The sequence below is a fragment of the Pseudomonas sp. GW821-FHT03E01 genome, assembly GCF_059420765.1.
The window spans coordinates 314,826-337,837 of sequence record NZ_JBWKUI010000003.1 but is presented as its reverse complement, the minus strand read 5'-3'; the positions used below and the strand labels follow the sequence as shown (position 1 = coordinate 337,837).

The window sequence follows — 23,012 nt, the reverse complement described above, 5'->3', positions numbered from 1 at the left end:
GCGCTCGATGAATTTCAATTGGGATGTGTTCTGGCAATACCTTTTGCAGCCCAGCGGGGTGTACCTCACTGGGCTCTGGTTGACCTGCCTGATCAGTGTGCTGGCAATGGTGTTGGGCTGCGTGCTTGGGCTGGCAGCGGCGCTGATGCGTCTGTCGCGCAACCCGTTGCTCAACCTGCCGGTACGGTTCTATGTGTGGCTGATGCGCGGCACTCCGCTGTTGGTGCAAATCGTTTTTCTCTATACCGCATTGGCGGCCGGCGGCATCTTCCGTTTCGAGGACGTGGAACTGTTTGGTTTGGTGGTGCCGGGCAATATTCAGGCAGCGATCATCGCCCTGGGCCTGAACGAAGGTGCCTACATGGCCGAGATCATTCGTGCCGGGATCGGCGCTGTCGACAAGGGACAGTATGAGGCTGGGCGTTCGCTGGGCATGACCTTCGCCAAACTGATGCGGCGTATCGTTTTGCCTCAGGCGTTCCGGGTCATCGTTCCGCCGTTGGGCAACGAATTCAACGTGATGCTCAAGAATACGACGCTGGTCAGCGTGATTGGCGTGCAGGAGTTGCTGCTGAGTACGCAAATGGTCACGTCGGCGACATTCCGGGTATTTGAACTGTACCTGGTGGTGGCGATTTATTTCCTGCTGCTGACCACCCTCTGGGGCTTCTTCCAGCGTTGGCTGGAAGCGCGTTTCGGACAGTCCGATCGACCCGCACCGCCAGCGGCCGGCAGTCGCATGTTTGGCCGCGGCACGCTCAAATTGCTGAGAGGGCGTTAAGCATGGCGCACAAAAGTGAAGAACTGATTATCGAGGCCCTGGACATTCATAAGTCTTTTGGCGACCTGGAGATTCTCAAGGGGATTTCCTTGCAGGTGCGGCGCGGTGAAGTGGTGGTGTTGATCGGTGCATCGGGTTCAGGCAAGACCACCTTCATTCGCTGCATTAATCTGCTGGAGGACATTCAAGGCGGGCGCATACGCGTCAACGGTCGCTCCATGGGGTATCGCGAGCGCGCCGACGGCAGCCTGGTGCGCGACTCCGAGCGCAACATCGCTCGCCAGCGTCGGGACATCGGCATGGTCTTTCAACGTTTCAATCTGTTCCCCCACATGACCGCGCTGGAAAACATCATTGAGGCACCGATCCAGGTGCTCGGCGTGCCACGCGCCGAAGCGTTGGAACAGGCCCGGGCCTTGCTCGCCCGGGTCGGCCTGGCGGACAAGGCCATGCATTACCCGTCGATGTTGTCCGGTGGACAGCAGCAGCGCGTGGCAATCGCCCGGGCGTTGGCGATGAAACCTCAAGCCATGCTGTTCGACGAGCCCACCAGCGCCCTGGATCCGGAAACCGTCGGCGAGGTCCTGCAGGTGATGAAGCAGTTGGCCGATGACGGCATGACCATGGTAGTGGTCACCCATGAAATGGGTTTTGCCCGGGAAGTCGCTGATCGCGTGGTGGTTCTCGATCAGGGCGAACTGATTGAGCAGGGTCCGCCGGAGCAGATCTTCAGTCGACCGACACACCCGCGAACTCGGGCCTTTCTCAGTCGCGTGCTGTGACCTTCTCAGTCAGGGTTTTTTACCCGGCAATGGAACCGGATACCTGCGGCCATTGAATCTTTGTTTGGAAGAGCTTTTGCCATGTTGAAATTTTCTGCCCACGAATATCCCTATCCGTCGCAACGCCAGAGTGTGTTTGCCCGCCGTGGCATGGTCGCGGCTTCACAGCCACTGGCCGCCGAGGCCGGCATCGAAACCATGCGCAACGGCGGCAATGCCATTGATGCCGCGATCGCTACAGCGGCGGCGCTAACGGTAGTTGAACCCACCGGCTGCGGCTTGGGCGGCGACGCCTTTGCTCTGGTCTGGAGCAAAGGCCAATTGCACGGACTGAACGGCAACGGCCAAGCGCCGGCGGCACTGACGATCGATGCAGTCAAGGCGTGTGGTCACGAGCGGATGCCGCTTTATGGCTGGACGCCGGTCACGGTGCCCGGTTGTCCTTCGGCCTGGGCGGAGTTGTCCAGACGGTTCGGCAAGCTGCCCTTTACCGAGTTGCTACAGCCCGCGATCAGTCTGGCCCGGGAGGGCTTCCCAGTGTCGCCGGTGGTCGCCCGACAATGGCAGACTGCTCTGGATGAATTCAGCCCCCATCGAGACCCGGTGCTAGACGCCTGGTTCGACACGTTCCTGATTGATGGCCGTGCGCCAAAGGCCGGTGAATTATTCCGCAACCCGACGCAAGCCCGAACGCTGGAAGAACTGGCGGACAGCGCTTGCGAAAGCCTCTATCGCGGTGCTCTGGCTCAGCGTCTGGATGCCCATTCCCGCGCCACCGGCGGCTACCTGCGAGCCAGCGACCTGCAGGACTATCGCGCTCAATGGGTGGACCCGATCAGCATCAATTACCGCGGCTACGATGTGTGGGAAATCCCTCCAAGCGGGCAAGGATTGGTGGCCCTGATGACCCTGAAAATCCTTCAGGGTTTCGACTTCGATCACCGAGACAGCCAGCAGACCTGGCATCGTCAATTGGAAGCCATGAAGCTGGCCTACAGCGATGGCCTGCATTACATCACCGATCCGCTGCACATGCGTGTGGCGGTGGCTGATCTTCTCAGCGACACCTATAGCAGCCAACGCCGTGAACAGATCGTTGATCAGGCTCAGCAACCTGATCCCGGCGATCCTCACGCCAGCGGTACGGTGTACCTGGCCACGGCAGATGCGCAGGGCAATATGGTGTCCTTCATCCAGAGTAACTACCACGGCTTCGGTTCTGGCGTGGTGCTGCCAGACAGCGGCATCGCCTTGCAGAACCGTGGGCAGGAATTCAGTCTCGACCCTGACCACGCCAACTGCCTGGCACCGGGCAAAAAGACCTTCCACACCATCATTCCTGGCTTCATCAGTAAAGGTGACGCGCCGGTGGGACCGTTCGGCGTCATGGGTGGCTACATGCAGCCCCAAGGCCATGTGCAGATGGTCATGAACCTGGTGGATTTTGGTCTCAATCCTCAAGCTGCGCTGGACGCACCGCGATGGCAATGGCTGGGAGGCATGAAAGTCGGCATCGAGCAGGGGGCGTCGAGGGACTTGGCCGCTTCGCTGGCCCGGCGCGGACATAAGGTTCAGGTCGATTGCGACCTGATCAACTATGGCCGAGGGCAGATCATCATCCGCGACCCGGACACCGGTGTGTTGTGCGGCGGCACCGAGCCGCGGGCCGATTCCCATATTGCTGTGTGGTAACGGGTAGCTGAAAACAAACGAAGACGACTCGGTCTCTTCTGCGTGAGAAATACGCTGTGCATCCGTGCGCGGAACTGATGCACAGCGTGGCCTCGCGTGTTCTCTAGCCTTCTTCGACTGGACGTGGTTGGGGCGCGGTAGGTTCAGTGGAGATTGCTGGGGCTTAGAGGGGCTGCTCGCTCGCATCCCCAGAAACGACAAAGCCCTGAAAGCACTTCAAAACCACTGATTGCTAAAGCAATCAGGATCCGAAAATAGCTCACTCGGTCGAAGGGACGGATGCTTTGCTGCCCAAGCGGATCAGCTCATTGGAAAAACACAGGCCGACGATGATCAGTACTGCCCCTGCGTACAGGCTTTCGCGCGGTACTTCATTGAGCACCACAAACGTCAGCAGCGCGGCGAACAACGGCTCGGTCAGCATTGCATTGATGACGATCCCTGTCGCTGATTTGTCGTTCGATAGAATGCCGCCCCACATCGATGGGACGTTTACTCCCATGCATCGCCGTGAAGGAGTGCTGAAGCGGATGGTTGAGGTGATTGCGGGTGGCGAGAAAAACGACTTTGGCCTTGGCAATCATCGGAATATGCTCGGCGAGCTCGATAAATCAAGTCAAGGCCTTGAAGGTAGTCAGATACGGCAACAGCGTTAAGCCACTTACTCCTTCCGGGCAGATTCCGGAGCAGGGATAATGCGCCTTTCCCACCAATCGGGTGAATCAATCGCCCAGCACAAGCAGCCGCCCGGACTCGGCTGCCACCACTACAGGAAGGAGCTTTTACATGTCATACCGGCTTGCCATTTTCGACTTTGACGGCACGCTCGCTGATTCCTTTCCGTTCTTTGTTTCAGTGTTCAACCAGGTTGCTGACAGACACGCATTCAGTCGAATTCACCCGCAAGAGTTGGACGGTTTGCGCAAGCAGGGGGCTCGGGAGATCATGGCTCATATCGGAATGCCTCGCTGGAAGTTGCCTCTGGTGGCGCGAACCTTCATGAGCTTGATGAAGAAACATCGAAGCTCGATCCCACTGTTCAATAACATTGCAAATACCCTCGCCCATCTTGACGAGAGAGGACTGATTCTGGCGGTGGTATCTTCTAACTCCCAAGAAAATATCAAGCAAATTTTGGGCTCCAGCTGTCAACATATCCGGGCCTTCGAGTGCGGCGCCTCCATTTTCGGCAAGGCGTCTCGCTTGCGCCGTGTCATGCGCAAATTCGACGTGGCGCAAGAGGAAGTTATCTACATCGGCGACCAACCTACGGATGGTGAAGCAGCAGCGACTGCCGGTATCGCCTTTGGTGCGGTCGCCTGGGGGTATGGAGCATATGATGCATTCCACAGTCTTCAGTCCCATGAGTGGTTCGCCGATGTGAGCGAATTACGGCGACTGGCAGGAAGTGATACGCACCTTGAGTCATCCGCAAGTTTATAGGCTTGACCATTGAGTGGCGATTTCAGTCGATTTCAACAATCAGCCTCTGGCCGAAAGCTGTCAGTGGTGAGGGGAAACTTTCGACCCAAGGCAGCCGTTGAGACCTATGTGTTGTCGCTTTATGTTATTCGTTTTCATGGAGGATTCTGACTGATGGCACGCGTGGGATTGATACTGACACCCGGTTTTGCGGACTGGGAATATGCTTTCATTGCAGGAACCGCATCCCCGTTCTACGGGATCGACGTTAGGTTTTTCGCCTCTACTACGGGACAGTTCCGCTCGCAGGGTGGATTGGCAGTAACTGTGAATTGCAGCTTGCAACAATGCCTGGACTGGAAACCGGACGTTGTTGTCGTCATCGGTGGAATGATCTGGGAACGTGCAGATGCACCGGATATTCGGGACTTTCTTCATACTAGTCGTTCAAGTGGCGCGACAATTGCCGGTATCTGTGGGGGAACGCTGGCACTTGCGAGAGCCGGGCTTCTCGACACGGTTTCTCATACCTCGAACAGCGCTGACTTTTTACAACAGAATGCCGCAGGTTATGAAGGGTCCTCGCTTTATCGAAGCAGTCCAGTAGCTGTGGTTGCTGACCGCATCATAACTGCGCCAGGTCCTGCACCCGTTAGCTTTACCTGCGCAGTGTTCGAAGCTGCCGGGTTATCTTCAGAGATCATTTCTCAGTTCAGGTCAATGTTGGCAGCAGAACACAGGTGACCGCTTCGTCCTGAAAAAACAGCCAACCAGGTGATGTGCTCGAGTGTCCGCTCTTGGCCGATTCTGTTGAAAAAGTCGGCCTTGGTTTGCGCATCAGAAAAGTACGCGTCCGAGATTGAAATCCGAGTCCTGAACCTTCTGCCCAAAACACAGATTTAAATCTCAGGCACGTACTTTTCTGCCGTGGAAACCGAAGCCGACTTTTTCAACAGAATCGGCCCGAAAACTTCAAAAAAATGCCCGGACTTAGCCGGGCTCGTTAAAAAAACTTCAGCGCGAATCCACCTCTTTCGCGATCTCGACGGATGATTTTTCCCTGCGCCTCTGAAGCCAGCTATAGAACGCATGTACCGGATGGAGGACGGCAGTAAGCACGCCAAGCAGCAGGATGATGAAAATGATGATCAGCGGGATGCTTTCGTGCGAGAACATGGTGGGTTACTCCTGTATTCACTATGTCGGAACCCACAGGCTAGACGCATAGAACAATGTTTTTGATGAACGTATATTCATCCTCGGGTTCGTCAATTGTGCTACGGAGAGAGTCGCCAAACTGATTATGAATGTGCTTTGTACGGTGGCTGTGGCGAGGCCGAGATCTACTGCTTAAGCATCAAACTGCGCCATAGGATCACAGTTGGTGCTACAGGCACGACGTCCGTTTGCTGCGCTTCCGGTTTCGGCAACTCTAGTGTCGTCAACTCGCTCAGCCCGGATGAAGAATGCTGGTGTGCTAAAAGTTGCTCGGGCTCTTTGGTCGACTCATCGATAGGCGGCGTAGTCATTTGATCGAAACAACGACCTTGCCTTTGGCTCGTCCCTGCTCGACATACTTCAACGCCTCTGCCGTTGATTCAAAGGGGAAGGCGCGGTCAATCACCGGTTTGATGATGCCGGCCTCGATGAGCGCGGTTATTTGTTGCAGTTGGGCGCCGTTGGCCCGCATGAATACAAACCTGTAGCTGACGTCCTGCTTGCGCGCCTTGCGCCGAATACCGAGGCTCAGCAGGCGCATGACTTGTTGCAATGGCCAGGACAATCCTTGCTCCTGCGCGAACTGCGCAGTGGGTGGCCCAGAGATGGAAATGAGCTGGCCACCTGGCTTGAGCACCTTGAGTGACTTCTCCAGGACATCGGCGCCGAGACTGTTCAACACCACGTCGTAGTCGTGCAAGACACTTTCGAAGTTCTGCTGTTTGTAGTCGATCACCAAATCGGCCCCCAATGCCTTCACCCATTCGACATTCGCAGTGCTGGTGGTTGTAGCGACAAACGCACCGAGGTGTTTGGCGAGCTGGATGGCGAGGGTGCCGACGCCGCCGGAGCCGGCGTGAATCAGCACTTTCTGACCCTTTTTCAGTTGGGCGGTTTCGACCAGCACTTGCCAGGCGGTCAGTGCAACCAAGGGGAGGGACGCGGCTTGTGTCATGCTGGTATTGGCAGGTTTCAGGGCGATCGCGTTCTCGTTCACGGCGATCAATTCGGCGAACGTGCCGATCCGCGCTTCCGGTGGGCGAGCGTACACTTCGTCTCCCGGTTTGAAGCGTGTCACCTTCGAGCCCACCTCAATCACGACGCCTGCCAGATCGTTACCCAGGATCAACGGAAATGAGTAGGGCAGGATCAGCTTGAATTCGCCTTTGCTGATCTTCGAATCCAGTGCGTTGACGCTACTGGCGTGTACCTCGATCAAAACGTCGTGGGCACCCACTGCGGGGGCGGGCGCTTCGCCAATCCGCCCGGGGTTCTTGCCATAGCGATCAATTAGAAATGCTTTCATCGTGGTGCAGCTCTTTTCGGTTGTAAGGAGGGTAGCCGGTGTGTTGCGGCGTTGCTGCGCCGTGTTGTCAGGCATCGAGGAACGCCTGTGCCTTGGCCACAAAGTCAGCGTGGTGTTGGAAAATACCGCCGTGCCCGGCATCCTCATAAATCACCAGTTGTGCGTTGGGGATACGCTTTGCCAGTGCACTCGAGTTAACGCTGGGCACCATGATGTCGTTGTCGCCGTTGACGATCAGCGTCGGTGTCCGCAAGCGCCTGAGGTCTTGTGGCGCCTGTTTGCCCCACGCGGTGATGGCTTTCAACTGCCGCAGGAAAGCGCTGGGCGTCGGGCCCTTGTCTCGATTTTTTTTGCGTGCTTTCAGACGTTGTAAATACTGCGAGGCGGATCGACGGCCATTGGGCGTCGAAGTAAAGAACAGGTAGAACTTCGGATCGCGCCAGGTCAGCAAGCCTTTGAGCATCAATGGCCATGTCACCGAGCCGACCTTGTCGATACCGCTGCCGCCGGCTGGTCCGGTGCCGGTCAGAATCAAACGCCGCACCAAATCAGGCGCCTTCAGGGCGATGTCCTGAGCGACGAAGCCGCCGAGGGAGAAACCGAGCACATCAACGGTTTCCAACCCCAGCGCATGAATCAGCTGGATGGCATCGTCAGCCATTTCGCCGACGGTCAGTGGTGCGCTTCCGCCAGAGCCGCCGATGCCGCGATAGTCGGTGGTAATGACGCGTCTGGTTTGTGCAAGGCCATCGATGATCGCGGGGTCGAAGTTGTCCAGCACCGCGCCCCAATGGTTGAACAGTACGAGGGGCACACCGGTTGCTGGGCCGGTATCGCGATAGGCAAAGGGAATGCCGTTGACCGTGATCGTCTGGTTCGTCGCATTGATGAACGACGTCTGTGAACCCGAGGGCGTACTTGTCTGCGTTGAATTCATTGCTACTCCGGACAGTGGCCGGGTTCGATGCAGTGCCCTGCGCCTGCATCGAATCCGGCGCGAGTGCTCGCTACCAAAAGATCACGGTTGGGTCTGGTAGCGCTGGGCGACTGCAGACTGGCGGATTTGCCCCAGCAGGCCCTGACGTGCGCTCTGCAGCTCATCCCAGCGTTCCGCTTCGTGCAGCGGCGGGATGGTCACCGGTTCGCGACGATCAAAACCGACTAGAGCGGCATCCACCAGATCGCCCACTTCCATGATTTCGCTCAAGGTGTTGATGTCGACGCCGGAGCGATCCCAGATTTCCGTGCGGGTGGCGGCGGGCAGCACGGCCTGCACGTAGACGCCCTGAGGCGAAAGTTCCAGGCTCAGGCCCTGGGAAAGGAACAGCACAAATGCCTTGGTCGCACCGTAGACCGTCATGCCGAACTCCGGCGCGAGGCCCACCACCGAACCGATGTTGATGATCGCGCCGTCGCCTGCCTTGGCCAGGCGTGGGGCGATGGCGCTGGCGAGCCGCACCAGCGCCGTGGTGTTGAGGGCGACCAGTTGCGCAACGCTGTCGGTGCTTTGGTCGATGAAGTTACCGGACAGCGCGGCGCCGGCGTTATTGACGAGGATGCCGATGCGGGCGTCGTCGCGCAGGCGGCTTTCAACGGTTGTCAGATCGCTGAGTTGGGTCAGGTCCGCCGCAATGACATCGACGGCGACGTCGTGTTCGCTGCGCAAGCGCGCTGCAAGTGCATCCAGGCGCGCCTGATCGCGGGCGACCAGTACCAGATCGTGGCCGCGTTGCGCGAAGCGCTCGGCGTAGACCGCGCCAATGCCGGTGGAGGCGCCAGTGATGAGAACAGTAGGGCGAGTGCTCATGGGTTATCTCTCTTTCAGGATGTGAGAAACAGAAAGCGCGATCACTGATGGCTCAGCTTGCGATAGCGCTCGATTCAGCCAGCGTCGGGTAGTCGATGTAGCCAGCCGCACCGCCGCCATAGAGGGTGGCGGGATTGAACGCGGACAACGGCGCGCCACGTTTGAGGCGCTCCACCAGATCCGGATTGCCAATGAACGGGCGACCGAAGGCGATCAGGTCGGCCTGGTCTGCAGCGAGCTTCGAAGTCGCCAGGTCCAGGTCATAGCCGTTGTTGGCGATGTAGGTGTTTTTGAAGCGTTGGCGCAGGGCGCCGAAATCGAAGGGCGCCACGTCGCGCGGGCCACCGGTCGCGCCTTCGACCACGTGCAGATAAACCACGTCGAGGGCGTCGAGTTGTTCAACGACGTAATCGAATTGCGCCTGCGGATCGCTGCTGGATACGCCATTGGCCGGCGAAACGGGAGACAGGCGCACACCGGTGCGATCCGCGCCGATTTCATTGACAACCGCCGCCGTCACTTCGAGCAACAGGCGCGCACGATTCTCAATCGAACCGCCGTAAGCGTCGGTACGCAGATTGGCGCTGTCCTTGAGGAATTGATCCAGCAAATAGCCGTTTGCACCGTGAATCTCCACACCATCGAACCCGGCGGCGACCGCGTTTGCCGCGGCCTGGCGGAAATCGGAGACGATCCCCGGCAGTTCGCTGATGTCCAGTGCGCGCGGCTCGGAGACGTCTTCAAAACGGTTGTTGACGAACACTTTGGTGGCGGCGCGCAGTGCAGAAGGGGCCACAGGAGCGGCGCCGTTTTCTTGCAGATCAACATGCGACACGCGGCCGACATGCCACAGTTGCAGAAAGATTTTTCCGCCCTTGGCATGGACGGCATCGGTCACGGTGCGCCAGCCGTCTATCTGCGCCTGCGTGTAGATCCCGGGGGTGTCCTGATAGCCCTGGCCCTGTTGGGAAATCTGCGTGGCTTCGCTGATCAGCAGGCCGGCGCTGGCGCGTTGGCTGTAATAGGTGGCCGCGAACTCGCTGGGGACGAAGCCCTGGCCTGCGCGGTTACGTGTCAGCGGCGCAAGGACTACCCGGTTCGACAGCGTTAGGCTGCCAAGGGTGTAAGGGGTGAACAGATTCTGATTGGTCATCTGGTATTTCTTCCGTGCCCGTTGATGGAGATCGGTGTTGCGTGCAATTAGGATGATGATCGAAATCTAAACTGTCAACGGTTTTGATTATGACCAGCATCTATGTATGATTGGACGCATGATTTCCCGGTAAACACGAGGTATTGCACGTGAGAGTGACCAAGGCCCAGGCGCAGGCCAATCGAGAGCACATCGTTGAAACGGCCTCAGAGCTGTTCCGTGAGCGCGGCTTTGACGGCGTCGGTGTGGCGGATCTCATGGCAGCTGCCGGTTTCACCCATGGAGGCTTCTACAAGCACTTCGGGTCGAAGGCCGACCTGATGGCCGAAGCCTCGGCCTGCAGTCTTGCCAAATCGCTGACTGGCGCCCAAGCGCTCGATGTTCCGGGCTTCATCAACGTCTATGTGACCCGAGAACATCGGGACGGACGTGGCAGCGGTTGCACCATGGCCGCGTTGTGCAGCGACGCGGCGCGTCAATCGGATGATGTGAAAGCGACATTTGCCGAAGGCATTGAACACACCCTGCAAACGCTGGGAGAGAAATATCCGACGGGACCGGATGCCGAGGCGGGAGAGGGGAGAAAGAAAATGATCGACCTGCTGTCTCGTGCTGTCGGCGCGATTATTTTGTCGCGTGCCTGCCCGGATGATTCTGCACTCGCGGATGAGATCCTTGAGGTTTGTCGCGCTGAAATGTTGGCTTCGTTGCCGGTCGATGAAGTTGAACCGGTGTTGAAGGAAGATTAATTCAAAGCGTGAACGGCCTATTCGCGCGATCAAAATACGCTACACAGTTTTTTTGACCAATTTGATTTGAGCGGGATTTGTAGAAAACCAGCTAAGAAATTTAGCTATATATTAGTTTTGCTATCCTCTTTGCGGTCAGTCATGCGTCGTCTGAATAAGGAAACTTCTATGACTACTGCACATGTTTTCATCGCCATCAGTCTAGATGGCTATATCGCCAGATCCGACGGTGACATTGACTGGCTATTGCAGCGCGATGATCAGAGTGAGGATCACGGCTACCTGGGCTTCATCGCCGATAAGGATGCTATCGTGATGGGGAGGGGGAGCTATGAGAAAGTGCTGACCTTCGACACTTGGTTCTACGACCTGCCAGTAATCGTGTTGTCTCAACAGTTGGCCGATTCACAGGTGCCTAATGCGCTAGAGGGAAAAGTGCGTTTTTCCAACCTCACTCCTTCAGACCTGCTGGCGGAACTGGCGAGGCAAGGTGTGCATCGAGTCTATGTCGATGGCGGGCAATTGGTGCAGTCATTCCTGCGTGACGGGTTAGTCGCCGATATGGTGATCACCACTGTTCCCGTGCTGATTGGGTCGGGAAGACCATTGTTCGGGGCCCTTACGCAGGACATTGAATTGAAGCTAGTAAATAGCCGGTGTTTTCCTTCCGGTCTAGTGCAGTCAACCTATCAGTTGGTTCCTTGATTTTCCGGAGGGAGGCCCGATCCAAAACGCTGGGCGCTCTGGTCGCCAAGATGGCCAAGGAGCATGCTACATTGCGGCCGTAGCGCCGGAGCTGGCAAAGCATGTTTTCAGCCATATCGACCAGCGCGCCGAATCCGATATGAACCTACTGACGCGTTTGGCACGTGAACTGGGCGCCGTGGCGAAGCCGGTCGACGGTCGCCTGGTGGTGGTGCCCAGGGGCGTGGCTCAGATCGACCATGTCCATCACTCGGCCGCTGACGCCTGGAATGGTCGCCGAGGGGCGGATCGATGTGCGCAACCATCGCGCCAGCGCGAACAGACTTTGGCAGGTCGAGTCGGTCATGCATGTCATTGGTTCGGGCGGGGTGTCATCGTCGGCGGCGGAATGTGTGACGCCAGCGTGAGGCCGTCGGGGGAGATCAAGGGACCTACTCGGCCACCGTACGCGGCCCCATGCCGCCCCGAGAAGGAGTTCCAACGCTTGTCTTAGCAGTTGATGGTGATCTTGCAGGCGCCGGTCTTGTAGTCAGGGTTGTCTTTGTGGCCGCAGCCCTGCAGCCCGAAGGGGGGTCGGGTCGAGCCATGGCGTACCGGTGATGACCAGCTTGGTTAACGCCGTAGTCGGAATCTTTGCAAGCTCCGCTCGCTTGAGAAACCTCCCGAGTCACCTCGAAGAGCATAGAGGCTTGCCCTGTAGAGGGCCGTTCTTCGAGAGCAACCAAAACTCCGGATTTTTTTATAGGCCCATTCCCAACCCCGAGACTTGGTCTTTTCGGCAGGTGTTAATTTCACTTCAGAGCCTCTAGCAGTGGAGTTTGCCGGGATCATAGCAATGTGCCTCTGTTAGAAAAGCGTCAAATAATAACCTTTCATGTATCAGGGTTAATACATATCCGGCGCTTGGTCTGTAGGAGGAAAAAACACGCTGAATACTCGGTTTTTTGGCTGGTGCGTAAGGGCAGGGGCAAACTAGGGGCTTGGGGTTCAGGTCGGCAGAACGCCTGGAAGGGAGGGCACTACTGTCGGAAAATGTACAACCTCGTGTCCCTCGTCCCGGTCTACCTTGTCGCGATCCAGCAACCCGGTGTAATGCGGGTTGTCGCCTTGATCTGCCGACCAAGTGTACTTGTACACCAAGTCACTCTTCGTGATTACAGCCATGTCCCTTCCTCGAGGTGACGGGCAGACAATTCTACGCCATCTCGAAGTTCTAGCGGATGCAGAAAGTTTCGCAATGTCACCTCGTCATTCTCCTGCGGTGGCTTGCGCAAAACCTCCTCTGGAGGCCGCGTGTTTCCGTTTGCATAAGCACAAAAAATCGAATGTTTTGCCACTCTTAAAGGTGGTCATATTCGTTCTAAAACAATAGCTTAGGTCGTTACAGTCCCCGGCATGAGGTGCTAGGGGTCGAGTGTTCGAATCACTCCGTCCCGACCATATTTCGTGAGGAGATCAAGCGCTTAGTGGCTTGGTCCCCCTTCTCGTTTCAGGTCTACGCAAAACTACCCAGTGATTTCGCTGATATTCAGATCCGGTATCGCCTCAGGCCGGACGATTTTCTCGTGGTCCCGCTGGTAGTTTTTGGTCATGCCCTCGCTCGCGTGCCCTGCGATCTTCTGTCCATCGTTTCCGGCGTTCTTCCACAGGTGCAGCGACAGCGCCCGCATTTCATGGAAGCTCGGCACCTCCTCCGTGCCAGAGCCGCTACATACGTCAACCCAATAGGCAGATGCATCGGCTAGCAAGTAGATGCTGTGGCGGGGGGGCGAGCAGCGCTTCCAGGTTTTTTCATCGCATGCGGTATGCCTGTTAGATAAGTCCTTCTCAATGTGTATTGTTTGGACGATGCAGTAGCCGCGATTTCTCACCGAGCGGAAAAGGTTATCTCCTCTAGCGGACCTCTTGAACTTCGCTTGTAGCCTGCTGAGGCACATCACCAGTCCCTTATAGTGGTCAAGGTTTTTGTTTAGTTTTTTGGCAATGGCATCATTACTTACTATCCGTTCTGTGCTGCTTATTAACAAGTCGAGTACTGCGTACTCCATCTTGGTTAGATTGATAGTTTTTTCATTGTTAGTAAGTAATCGCAGAGGCTCGACTAGCATCCATGCATTTGAACTTTGTGCGCGTATTGCGTTGAACATACTCTTTTCAACGGGGGCGTGCGCCTCGAAAGCGGAGGGTCGTCTGGAGGGGGGCGTATCGATATTCATCTAAGTGAGGATGTTTCTTTGGATGTATTGCTCTTCCGCTAGCTGGCTCGAAATAGAGAAATTCCTAGGTCAGCGGAGATGGCGCAGTGCAATGCAGAGTGTATTTCGGTTAAAACCGGCTAATTTCGGTGATGATACGTTTCAGCAATCATAAAATCTTTAAAAAAGATCGAACGTACGTTGGTTTTGATAGGGAGGATTAAGGACATTCCAGCCAGTTGCGGGTGTCTTCGATTTCGTACGGATCCACGGTTTCGCCTCAGTATTTGAGGCGAGGTGGTAGCGGGGTAGCGATAAGATGCAGTGCTAATTCACTCCAGCGTCATCAGTACCGCGAGCGTCATCTTGATGAACTCTTCGTTCTTGTCGATGGTGTCCAAGGCGCCGCGCACGTTGTCGGCGACGTCGGCTGAGCCGCGGGCTTCGACCCAGTTGGAAAGCTCCATGATGGCGGCTTCGAGCGCGAGTTGGTTTTCGTTGATCTTGTACAGCAGGGAGGGGGGAGGTCCGAATGTGGCATCGCAAATCCTCGGTTTTGAGGACAGCGTAGCATCACCTTACGTGAAGGATTTTTAACGATCAGCAGGACGCCGGAGGAGGGGGTTCAGCCGCTGAGTTCTGGAACACGTCCATAGTCCATAATAGTTATGGAACACATGCCGAGAGCCGAGATTTTCACCAAACCCCAGAAACGACAAAGCCCTGAAAAATCAGGGCTTTGTCGTATAAAGATGGCGGAGGCGATGGGATTCGAACTCATGGACCTGTTACAGTCGACGGTTTTCAAGTCCGAAGATTAATCCTTATATTTCAATATCTTAAGTTGTATTCGTTTCCGCTAGGCAGTAGTCATTAATGCTCTGGAGGTCTCTGAAATCAAGGGGTGGACGCTTACTTGCGGAAACGAATTTGACCGGTTATTTGGCGTTCTGGGTAGGCTCATGATCGCCCTAAATTTCATAGCTGCAATCAAGAGACTGAGCTTGATGGAAAAGCGACTTTCGTCTGAAGTGGGATTTTTGCAGCCAACCTGGTCAGTCGTGGCAGGCGGACACGGCCAGAAGCTGACGTTGCCTACAGGTAGAAATCCCATAGCGGCCAGTCGCACCGGGCCGCTCTTGAGATACCATCAGGCTCAGAGTAGACGACGAACTTGGGTATTGGCGGACCTGACCGAGGGTCGATGGTAGGGAACGCACGATGAAACTGTGTTGGCCAGCACAGTATTGTGAGCTGTTAGGGAGAGAAAATGATTTTTGACGAGGGCGATCGCTTTGAGCGATGGATAAAGGTTTCTATTGGGTTGATGAGGTTCGAGCCCCATCTTATGGAGCTAGTTCAGAACCTCGGGGACATGGACGTTAAGTTGTGTGGAGCTGATGAAAAGCTTGTGGATGACTACTGCCAAAAAAATATCTCACCCGCATATGAAGATATTCAAGGACATGTGACCCAGTCATACCTATGGGTACTTGGTGCCTATGAAGTGGTTCGAACGTTGACTCAGCGATTGTCAGAAAATCAGTGCAACGATCCGCCCCAAATTTTTGAGACTTTTAAGCAGGTAAAAGCAAGATTTGCTCGTGTAAGAGTTCCGTTGGCGAAGTTTGAACCAGCATCAATCCATAAAAAGACTGACAATCATATCGCCTATCCTGGGTTTGCTTTTGACATTGGCATCGCTTGGCGGGTAAATGAGGACGTCATCGTCTCTCGTCGCGAGCTTTCTGATGCGCTATTGAATGCGCTTGAGCACACTAGAGTGGAAACCCTGCGCAGGTCACCGAGCTAACAACTGAATTCAGCGTCAGCTTCTGGCCCAGAGTGTGTAAAAACAGATGGTGCAGCCAGCCAACGGCAGTGAGCCAAGGATCTCGCTGCGAGGCTGGCGGTTTACGTGGCTCCGGCCAAATGTCGGCCTAAAAATCGTTTAGTCGAACTCCACATCTGGTGCGAGTTCTGGATACTCGATCTTCATGGCTTCAAGGATTTTTTGCATCAGCTTCGCATCCCCCGGTAAACGTCTGGATAAAGTATTCCACCCTGAGATTTTCAAGTGTATGGGCATTTCAACAAGTCCCGTAATTGCGTCCCAGAAAGCATCCCAATTGCAGCCGTACCAGCTAGGGAATCCGAGTGCATCTTTCAAGATGGAATGGAGTTCGTCAGAACTCGTCACCTCACTTAAGTCAATCTTTACTACCTGTAAGCGGGCCATCGTCAGCACCTCAAAAATTGTTCGCCAGTAAGAGGGGTAACTGAAGTCCGCCTCTGTCAGGGAGCCTATGCCGCTATACACCTTTGCTATGATTTTCCGAGTTGTTTAACTCAGGAATCGTCAATGAAGCGCTTCATCCAAGGCGAACATCGCGGCCAAAGCACCTTGCTTCCCGAGAGCCTTGACGACTACGTCAGCGATACCAACCCGGTGCGCGTAGTCGACGTCTTCGTCGATGAACTCGACCTGGCCAAGCTTGGTTTTGACGGTGTCATACCGGCAGAGACGGGCCGGCCAGCTTATCATCCCGCGATCCTATTGAAGATTTACATCTACGGCTATCTGAACCGGATTCAGTCGAGTCGACGCCTGGAACGGGAAGCCCAACGCAACGTCGAGCTGATGTGGCTGACCGGGCGTTTGATGCCGGATTTCAAGACCATCGCCAACTTCCGAAAAGACAACAGCAAGGCCATCCGAGGCGTCTGCCGCCAGTTCGTTGTGCTGTGTCAGCAGTTGGGACTGTTCGGAGAAAATCTGGTCGCCATCGACGGCAGCAAATTCAAGGCAGTCAACAATCGTGACCGCAATTTCACCAGCGCCAAACTGAAGCGGCGAATGGAAGAAATTGAATCGAGCATCATCCGTTACCTAGTGGCACTCGATGCAGCCGATCGGCAAGAACCCACATCCTCTGAGCCAAAAACAGTGCGGTTGGAAGAGAAAATAGCCAAGCTGAAGACGCAAATGAAGGAGCTTCAAGCGATTGAAATCCAGCTTAACGAATCGCCAGATAAACAGGTCTCACTGACCGATCCAGACGCCCGCTCCATGATGACGCGCGGCACTGGAATTGTCGGCTACAACGTGCAGACAGCGGTCGATACCCAGCACCATTTGATCGTTGCGCACGAGGTTACCAACGTCGGTTCCGACCGCGATCAACTCAGCTCGATGGCCAAGCAGGCCCGCGAGGCGATGGCGTCAGAAACGCTGTCGGTAGTGGCTGACCGAGGTTACTTCAAAAGCGAGGAAATCTTGGCTTGTCACGACGCTCATATAACCGCCTACGTGCCCAAGCCGATGACCTCAGCAGCTAAAGCCGATGGGCGTTTCAACAATGATGCCTTCAGCTACGACGCTTCAAAAAATGAATACATTTGTCCAGCTGGAGAGACACTGATTTGGCGTTTTTCCAGCGTTGAAAAAGGCCTGAAGTTACACCGCTACTGGAGTTCGAAATGCCAGGGCTGCACGCTGAAAGCGCAGTGCACGCCGAGCACGGAACGACGAATTCGACGCTGGGAGCATGAAGCCGTATTGGAGGAAATGCAGCTTCGGCTGAACAAAGCACCGGAGATGATGAGAGTTCGAAAGCGGACTGTTGAGCACCCCTTCGGGACGCTCAAACAATGGATGGGTACGACGCATTTCCTGACGCGAAAGCTGGCGGGGGTGAGTGCGGAGATGAGTTTGAATGTACTCGCCTACAATATGAAACGGGTCATGAAAATCATCGGCACCCATCACTTGATAAAGGCGCTAACGGCCTAAAAACCGGCCTATTTAACCGTCTCCCGATGATCTGGCGCATTGCTGGGACGGTTTAGCTCATCAGGAAGGGACGTCGTGCCTTGATCAAGCTACGAAGCCGGACAGTCACTCGGCCTTGAAGATCGAAACGGGATCTAGCGTTTTTACACACTCTGGGCCAGAAGCGGACGCTAACGTGAGTCCCGAAGAGCATTGATGATGGCAAAAATTTGGTGGAGTTCGAATCTCTCCTTCACCGCCAAATTCAGAAAACGCAAACCCCTGATTTTCCTAGAGAAAGTCGGGGGTTTGTGGTTTTTGGCGTCTGAAAAAAGGCCATATGGGACTGGCGCACTGTTCTGGTGCGAGAAATGCTGTGCGGCAAACGCTGCGTTGGTGATGATCCGACTGCCCTGGACTACGCTGTCAAGGAACCTCGCTCAAGGACGATCCCATGCCAAACAGTTCTGAATCCAACGTCGCCACGGCAGATGCTCTGACATTGCTGCTGCACAACCAACATGCCTTGGCCGCAGCAATTGAGGAGGTCACGAAATGGCTTTCAGATAATGGCGTAGACGCTGTTGCAGAAAACGCAGTTGTGGCGATGGAAACCTTGGATACGAACGCGCAAGCAATCACAGATGCAATTATGCGACTACGGGAACTCTAGGGCTTTGGCCGCCCGCCATTCGCCAAGTGTAAGGGTTCTGACTTGGAGTCATAGGCAGGCTACGTCGAACTTATCTGTAAGAGATATTCTTACGATGATAAATTCAGGGTTATGCTCAAAGAGCCTACTCATCTAAATAGAGTTTTAGCGATGAAGAGAATTAAGAGAAACCCTGGTAAATTTGAAGTGATAGATCTTTTCACTGCCCTTGGTAGAGAACATGGATTTAAAGTCTCTGAGGATGAGGATGCTAGAGAATTCATGGGGCTCGTAAAAAGCTCACTAAAAGAGTCGTTCGAAGATGCAAAGCTGCTACATGGTAAAAGAGTAGAGGCAATGTTTGCTCATGTTGCTGGAGCTCTCGGTGGATGCAAGCTTATAAAGCAAGAGGACAGTGGTTCGATATTTACTGATGATGACGATCTTCAGCCTCCAGACTATTTAATTGTCCTAAAAAGTGGGGAGAGAATTTTTGTAGAAGTCAAAAACTGTCATTTCAAGAATTATAAATCTCCCTTCCCTGTTAAAAGTGACTACATCCAAAAGCTTGAGAATTATGCGCAGCTAAACGGTGCGGCGCTTAAGTTTGCGGTATTCTTTTCCCAGTTCAATCAGTGGGTGCTACTTTCCAAAAGCTCTTTTACAGAGCATAAGACGAAATGCAGCATCAGCTTTATTGAAGCTATAGCCAAAAATGAGATGTCGATCATTGGAGACAGGATGATTGGCACGAAGCCGCCTCTTTCAGTTGTTTTTGTTGCCGATCCCGAAAAGGAAGCATTTATCACAGACGATGGTCAGGCAAGTTTTATTATTTCGGATATAAAATTTTATTGCGACGAGAATGAGATTACAGACGGAACTGAGAAAAACATTGCCTTCTATCTCATTCAATTTGGAAAGTGGTCGGAATCTGAAGGTGAGGCACTATTTGATAGCGAACGGTTGGCGGGAGTGAAGCTTGACTATCAGCCTGAACATCAAGAGGAAGTGGACGATGCGCGTCAACAAGGATTTGGAATCATTGGCCATCTAAGCTCCATGGTTAGCACTGCTTACAAACAACATACGGTTTACGAGCAGCGAGTAATTGCATTAGATACAGCGGCAGATCCCGAGATTTTTTCGGTTGAGATCCCCAAGGGATACAAAGGCGACAAGCTTCCACTATGGCAGATGGAGCTTAGGCCTAATACAGAATTCAAAGTCAGCATAGGAGAGTAAAAATGCATGTCTATCGGTATCGATCGTCAAACTTGCTTTCACAAAAAGGCTTACTTTACGATGAATGGTATTTCGCCTCAAAGGAAGAGCTTAACGACCCTATCGATATGCAGTCAAAATTTGAATTTTCAGGCGACTGGACACGAACACTAACAAGCCTATGGGAGAATGATCATGAAGCAAAAATTGCTGCGGCTTATTTAACAAAGATAGGTCCAGTTTCTTATGAGCAGTTAATAATCGACTTTCACGCTCATAAAGAAAAAATAATAGAGCGAGTTTTCAGTAATAGGCACGTCTCACTCATGGAGCTCTCCAAGCTTGAAAATTCGCTGGAACACCTATTGGCACTGCTAAACCTTTATGCCCCTGGCTCGGGATACTCCATCTCATTATCTAGAACAAATTCAGACATGTTGATGTGGTCTCACTATGCCGCGAGTCATACGGGATTTTGTCTGACTTATAGACCGATAAATGGCTGCCTAAATCAGTGTCCAATTAGAAAAAAAGACTCACTAGCTGTTGCAACAAACCACCTCTCATCTGTTAGTGCTGCTTTCGAAATCGAAGATATCAATTACAAAGATCAGCTTCATCCGATAGATGCATTTTCATTGCTACCAGTAATCTACACGGGCTATAGCTTCGACTCAGAATCATCAAGGCTGGAGTATCATAAAAAAATTAGAGAGCAATTACTTACCAAAAATAAGTGCTGGCAGTACGAGCAAGAATGCAGACTAATGTTGCGCCAGCCCACTAAGTGGATTTCCGGCTGCTCGGCCTATAACAGTTTGCAACGTTTGTTTTATTATGATTTCAGTCAGGTTACTGGAATAATATTCGGTGCGCGAATGTCATCACAGGACAAAGAAGCAATACGAAATATTATTAGTCATAAAATGCTAGATAAATACAAAAATATTCAGGGCGGAAAAACCTATGTTTTTGATTTTCTCTATCAACAGGCAGAGATCTGCCCCAGTTCTAGGGCTGTAAAAATTGTAGATCTTGATTTATATCTGATGGGGTCAATATTGAAGCCCGGTAGTGCGCAGTATGCAGATCGATTGGATAGGTGGAGGAGAGGGGAAGGAATGGCTATCGAAAACGGAAATTTTTCCTATGACCCTATACTCTGAGTGGAATACTCATTAACCCGCTTCCCTATAACTAGGAATCGGTAATATTTTACGCTAGTTAAGCGATGGCAGCCACTTGAGTACTACAAGTTGGAATGATGCGAGAAGCTTCAGATCTTAATTTTAGTAGTGTAATACGATTAGGCCGGCTTTGCCATTTATAGGTTACTTTGTAGGGGGTTATATGTCAGTGGATCTTGAGCTACCAGTTGACACCGAACAGCTGCTGAGAAAATGGTATACACGGTGTAGTACAGTAGCCGTTGGGCATTACAAATCTGCTGAATACTACACTAAAATGCACGCGCGATTATCTGGCTCGGCAGCAGTGCTGTCTGCTATAACCGGTACCACTGTGTTCGCGACGCTGCAGAACCAACCCGCATTATGGTTGCAGATAATGCTTGGTTTTTTTAGTATTTTAGCAGCAGTCCTAGCAACATTTTCCGCCTCGATGGCTTATCAGGAAAAAGCAGAAAAGCACAGGACTGCGGGGTCTAAATATAACTCCATTGGAAGAGAGTTTGAACAGATCGGATTAGCGACGCCAATAACTCAGGAGCTAATACACAACGTCCGTTCTCGTCTTGATGCATTGGCAGAGGAGGCTCCGCACATTCCACGGAAGATCCATAAAAAAATCGCCAACCCTGCCCAACTGTCAAACTGGAGCAACTAAAATTTTTATTTAAGGCGAAGAACTGAAGTTCGGTTTGCAATTTCGCACCCTCGAGCGTCCGCTATTGGCCCAGAGTGTGTAAAAACGGCTAAATCGGGTTTTCTAAAGCGACGCTAGTAGACCGTGCTCAGGCTTTGCAACTGATGAAGGCCACGACGTTTCCAAGATCAGTTGAAACGCCTCAGCAGCCTCTTGGAGTCCTTTTGGATGGGTAAAAATACCGGTTTTTACGCCGTTAAAGCCTTCATCAAACCAGTGGTACCGATGATTTTCATGACCCGTTTCAGGTTGTAGGCGAGCACGTTCAAGCTCATCTCGGCACTCACCCCTGCAAGCTTTCGTGTCAGGAAGTGCGTCGCACCCATCCATTGTTTGAGCGTCCCGAAGGGATGCTCAACCGTTCGTTTTCGGACTCGCATCATCTCCGGCGCGTTGCTCAACCGGCTCTGCATTTCTTCAAGTATTGCTTCATGCTCCCAGCGTCGGACTCGCCGCTCTGTGCTTGGTGTACATTGCGATTTCAGTGAGCAACGTTGGCATTTTGAACTCCAGTACCGATGCAACTTCAGGCCTTTTTCAACGTTGGTATAGCGCCAAATGAGCGCTTCTCCAGCCGGGCAGATGTATTCGTTTTTCGCCGTGTCATAGATGAACGCATCGTTATTGAAACGCCCGTCAGCCTTGGCTCCAGAGGTCATCGGCTTGGGCACATAGGCGATGATGCCTGCATCGTGACAAGCCAGGATTTCTTCGCTTTTGAAGTATCCTCGGTCAGCCACTACCGACAACGTTTCTGACGCCATCGCCTCGCGGGCCTGCTTGGCCATCGAGCTGAGTTGATCGCGGTCAGAACCGACGTTGGTCACCTCATGCGCAACGATCAAATGGTGCTGGGTATCGACCGCTGTCTGCACGTTGTAACCGACGATTCCCGTGCCGCGAGTCATCATGGAGCGGGCGTCTGGATCGGTCAGTGAGACCTGTTTATCCGGCGATTCGTTGAGCTGAGTTTCAATGACCTGTAACTCTTTCATCTGAACTTTGAGCTTGTCGATTTTCTCTTGCAGACGAGTAGCTTTGGGCTGTGCGATTGAGGGTTCTTGCTGATCGGCTTCGTCGAGCGCAGTCAGATACCGATTGATACTCGATTCAATTTCTTCCATTCGCCGTTTCAGTTTGGCGCTGGTGAAATTGCGGTCGCGGTTGTTGACTGCTTTGAATTTACTGCCATTGATGGCGACCAGATTTTCTCCGAATAGTCCCAACTGCTGACACAGCACGACGAACTGGCGACAGACGCCTCGGATGGCCTTGCTGTTGTCTTTTCGGAAGTTGGCGATGGTCTTGAAATCCGGCATCAAACGCCCGGTCAACCACATCAGCTCAATGTTGCGTTGGGCTTCTCGTTCAAGGCGTCGGCTCGACTGAATGCGGTTGAGATAGCCGTAGATGTAGATCTTTAGCAGGATCGCAGGGTGGTAACCAGGTCGGCCCGTATCAGCTGGAACTGCTCCGTCAAAACCCAGCCTGATCAGGTCGAGTTCGTCGACAAAAACATCAACTACGCGCACTGGGTTGGTATCGCTGACGTAGTCGTCGAGGCTCTCGGGAAGCAATGTGCTTTGGCCGCGATGCTCACCTTGGATGAAGCGCTTCATGGGCAGCCCTGCTGAAGTATCATTACCCCATCGTAACGCTACGAGCCATGT

22 protein-coding genes and 4 pseudogenes are annotated in these 23,012 nt (G+C 53.7%); 15 read left to right on the top strand and 11 right to left on the bottom strand.

What is annotated here, in order from left to right:
* Positions 1–7: 7 nt before the first annotated feature.
* From AC07VO_RS07060 to AC07VO_RS07050, 3 genes are all read left to right on the top strand, one after another.
* Positions 8–781 (top strand): amino acid ABC transporter permease, encoded by a 774-nt coding sequence (locus tag AC07VO_RS07060; RefSeq protein ID WP_086946256.1) that lies wholly within the window; start codon positions 8–10, stop codon positions 779–781.
* A gap of 2 nt (positions 782–783) precedes the next feature.
* Complete coding sequence (locus AC07VO_RS07055) at positions 784–1,563, top strand: amino acid ABC transporter ATP-binding protein (RefSeq protein WP_018930320.1); 780 nt, start codon at positions 784–786, stop codon at positions 1,561–1,563.
* Positions 1,564–1,644: 81 nt separating this feature from the next.
* Positions 1,645–3,255 (top strand): gamma-glutamyltransferase family protein, encoded by a 1,611-nt coding sequence (locus tag AC07VO_RS07050; RefSeq protein WP_086946257.1) that lies wholly within the window; start codon positions 1,645–1,647, stop codon positions 3,253–3,255.
* A gap of 259 nt (positions 3,256–3,514) precedes the next feature.
* Here AC07VO_RS07050 and AC07VO_RS07045 read toward each other — a convergent pair.
* Positions 3,515–3,676 (bottom strand): annotated as a pseudogene (locus AC07VO_RS07045) (DMT family transporter); the annotation flags it as partial.
* Between the two features lie 79 nt (positions 3,677–3,755).
* Here AC07VO_RS07045 and AC07VO_RS07040 point away from each other — a divergent pair.
* The 3 genes from AC07VO_RS07040 (at position 3,756) to AC07VO_RS07030 (ending at position 5,421) form a co-directional block, all read left to right on the top strand.
* Positions 3,756–3,911 carry a hypothetical protein gene (locus AC07VO_RS07040; RefSeq protein WP_155944828.1) on the top strand — a complete coding sequence of 52 codons (156 nt, stop codon included), beginning with the start codon at positions 3,756–3,758 and terminating at the stop codon, positions 3,909–3,911.
* Positions 3,912–4,041: 130 nt separating this feature from the next.
* On the top strand, positions 4,042–4,698 hold the full coding sequence (locus tag AC07VO_RS07035) for an HAD hydrolase-like protein (protein WP_018930324.1): 657 nt from the start codon (positions 4,042–4,044) through the stop codon (positions 4,696–4,698).
* A gap of 153 nt (positions 4,699–4,851) precedes the next feature.
* Positions 4,852–5,421 carry a DJ-1/PfpI family protein gene (locus AC07VO_RS07030; protein ID WP_192351830.1) on the top strand — a complete coding sequence of 190 codons (570 nt, stop codon included), beginning with the start codon at positions 4,852–4,854 and terminating at the stop codon, positions 5,419–5,421.
* A gap of 270 nt (positions 5,422–5,691) precedes the next feature.
* On the opposite strand, the gene AC07VO_RS07025 is transcribed toward AC07VO_RS07030, so the two are convergent.
* From AC07VO_RS07025 to AC07VO_RS07005, 5 genes are all read right to left on the bottom strand, one after another.
* Positions 5,692–5,853, bottom strand: coding sequence for a hypothetical protein (locus AC07VO_RS07025; RefSeq protein ID WP_018927603.1), 162 nt, complete (start codon positions 5,851–5,853; stop codon positions 5,692–5,694).
* A gap of 349 nt (positions 5,854–6,202) precedes the next feature.
* A complete protein-coding gene (locus AC07VO_RS07020; RefSeq protein WP_086946331.1) occupies positions 6,203–7,201 on the bottom strand; it encodes an NADP-dependent oxidoreductase in 999 nt (332 codons plus the stop codon).
* A 67-nt stretch (positions 7,202–7,268) separates the two neighbouring features.
* Positions 7,269–8,138 (bottom strand): alpha/beta fold hydrolase, encoded by an 870-nt coding sequence (locus AC07VO_RS07015; RefSeq protein ID WP_086946260.1) that lies wholly within the window; start codon positions 8,136–8,138, stop codon positions 7,269–7,271.
* An 81-nt stretch (positions 8,139–8,219) separates the two neighbouring features.
* Positions 8,220–9,008: an SDR family NAD(P)-dependent oxidoreductase gene (locus tag AC07VO_RS07010; protein ID WP_019649210.1), complete on the bottom strand. Its 789-nt coding sequence runs from the start codon at positions 9,006–9,008 to the stop codon at positions 8,220–8,222.
* 52 nt (positions 9,009–9,060) lie between these two features.
* Positions 9,061–10,161, bottom strand: coding sequence for an alkene reductase (locus AC07VO_RS07005; RefSeq protein WP_495007504.1), 1,101 nt, complete (start codon positions 10,159–10,161; stop codon positions 9,061–9,063).
* A gap of 149 nt (positions 10,162–10,310) precedes the next feature.
* Here AC07VO_RS07005 and AC07VO_RS07000 point away from each other — a divergent pair, with 149 nt between their 5' ends.
* The 3 genes from AC07VO_RS07000 (at position 10,311) to AC07VO_RS06990 (ending at position 12,022) form a co-directional block, all read left to right on the top strand.
* The gene (locus AC07VO_RS07000) at positions 10,311–10,910 is read left to right on the top strand and encodes a TetR/AcrR family transcriptional regulator (protein WP_173861155.1); all 600 of its coding nucleotides are present in this window, start codon (positions 10,311–10,313) and stop codon (positions 10,908–10,910) included.
* Between the two features lie 168 nt (positions 10,911–11,078).
* Complete coding sequence (locus tag AC07VO_RS06995) at positions 11,079–11,615, top strand: dihydrofolate reductase family protein (protein ID WP_018927610.1); 537 nt, start codon at positions 11,079–11,081, stop codon at positions 11,613–11,615.
* Between the two features lie 239 nt (positions 11,616–11,854).
* Positions 11,855–12,022, top strand: coding sequence for a hypothetical protein (locus AC07VO_RS06990; RefSeq protein WP_158245530.1), 168 nt, complete (start codon positions 11,855–11,857; stop codon positions 12,020–12,022).
* A gap of 1,098 nt (positions 12,023–13,120) precedes the next feature.
* On the opposite strand, the pseudogene AC07VO_RS06985 reads toward AC07VO_RS06990, so the two are convergent.
* The 3 pseudogenes from AC07VO_RS06985 to AC07VO_RS06975 all read right to left on the bottom strand — a co-directional run.
* Positions 13,121–13,309: pseudogene (locus AC07VO_RS06985) on the bottom strand (integrase); the annotation flags it as partial.
* 168 nt (positions 13,310–13,477) lie between these two features.
* Positions 13,478–13,723, bottom strand: a pseudogene (locus AC07VO_RS06980) (winged helix-turn-helix domain-containing protein); the annotation flags it as partial.
* 419 nt (positions 13,724–14,142) lie between these two features.
* Positions 14,143–14,351 (bottom strand): annotated as a pseudogene (locus tag AC07VO_RS06975) (hypothetical protein).
* Positions 14,352–15,080: 729 nt separating this feature from the next.
* Between AC07VO_RS06975 and AC07VO_RS06970 the strand changes: the two are divergent.
* Positions 15,081–15,623, top strand: coding sequence for a hypothetical protein (locus tag AC07VO_RS06970; RefSeq protein ID WP_495007503.1), 543 nt, complete (start codon positions 15,081–15,083; stop codon positions 15,621–15,623).
* Between the two features lie 138 nt (positions 15,624–15,761).
* Here AC07VO_RS06970 and AC07VO_RS06965 read toward each other — a convergent pair whose 3' ends face one another.
* A complete protein-coding gene (locus AC07VO_RS06965) occupies positions 15,762–16,049 on the bottom strand; it encodes a barstar family protein (protein WP_495007502.1) in 288 nt (95 codons plus the stop codon).
* Between the two features lie 123 nt (positions 16,050–16,172).
* Between AC07VO_RS06965 and AC07VO_RS06960 the strand changes: the two genes are divergently transcribed.
* From AC07VO_RS06960 to AC07VO_RS06940, 5 genes are all read left to right on the top strand, one after another.
* On the top strand, positions 16,173–17,603 hold the full coding sequence (locus AC07VO_RS06960) for an IS1182 family transposase (RefSeq protein WP_495007501.1): 1,431 nt from the start codon (positions 16,173–16,175) through the stop codon (positions 17,601–17,603).
* Positions 17,604–18,036: 433 nt separating this feature from the next.
* Positions 18,037–18,255, top strand: a complete 219-nt coding sequence (locus AC07VO_RS06955) for a hypothetical protein (protein WP_495007500.1) — start codon at positions 18,037–18,039, stop codon at positions 18,253–18,255.
* 150 nt (positions 18,256–18,405) lie between these two features.
* Positions 18,406–19,479 (top strand): hypothetical protein, encoded by a 1,074-nt coding sequence (locus AC07VO_RS06950; protein ID WP_495007499.1) that lies wholly within the window; start codon positions 18,406–18,408, stop codon positions 19,477–19,479.
* 2 nt (positions 19,480–19,481) lie between these two features.
* Entirely contained in the window at positions 19,482–20,624 is a 1,143-nt protein-coding gene (locus AC07VO_RS06945) for a DUF2971 domain-containing protein (RefSeq protein ID WP_495007498.1), read from the top strand.
* 184 nt (positions 20,625–20,808) lie between these two features.
* Positions 20,809–21,303: an SLATT domain-containing protein gene (locus AC07VO_RS06940; RefSeq protein ID WP_258708126.1), complete on the top strand. Its 495-nt coding sequence runs from the start codon at positions 20,809–20,811 to the stop codon at positions 21,301–21,303.
* Between the two features lie 227 nt (positions 21,304–21,530).
* Here the strand turns inward: AC07VO_RS06940 and AC07VO_RS06935 are convergent, their stop codons facing one another.
* On the bottom strand, positions 21,531–22,961 hold the full coding sequence (locus AC07VO_RS06935) for an IS1182 family transposase (protein ID WP_495007497.1): 1,431 nt from the start codon (positions 22,959–22,961) through the stop codon (positions 21,531–21,533).
* Between the last annotated feature and the right edge of the window lie 51 nt (positions 22,962–23,012).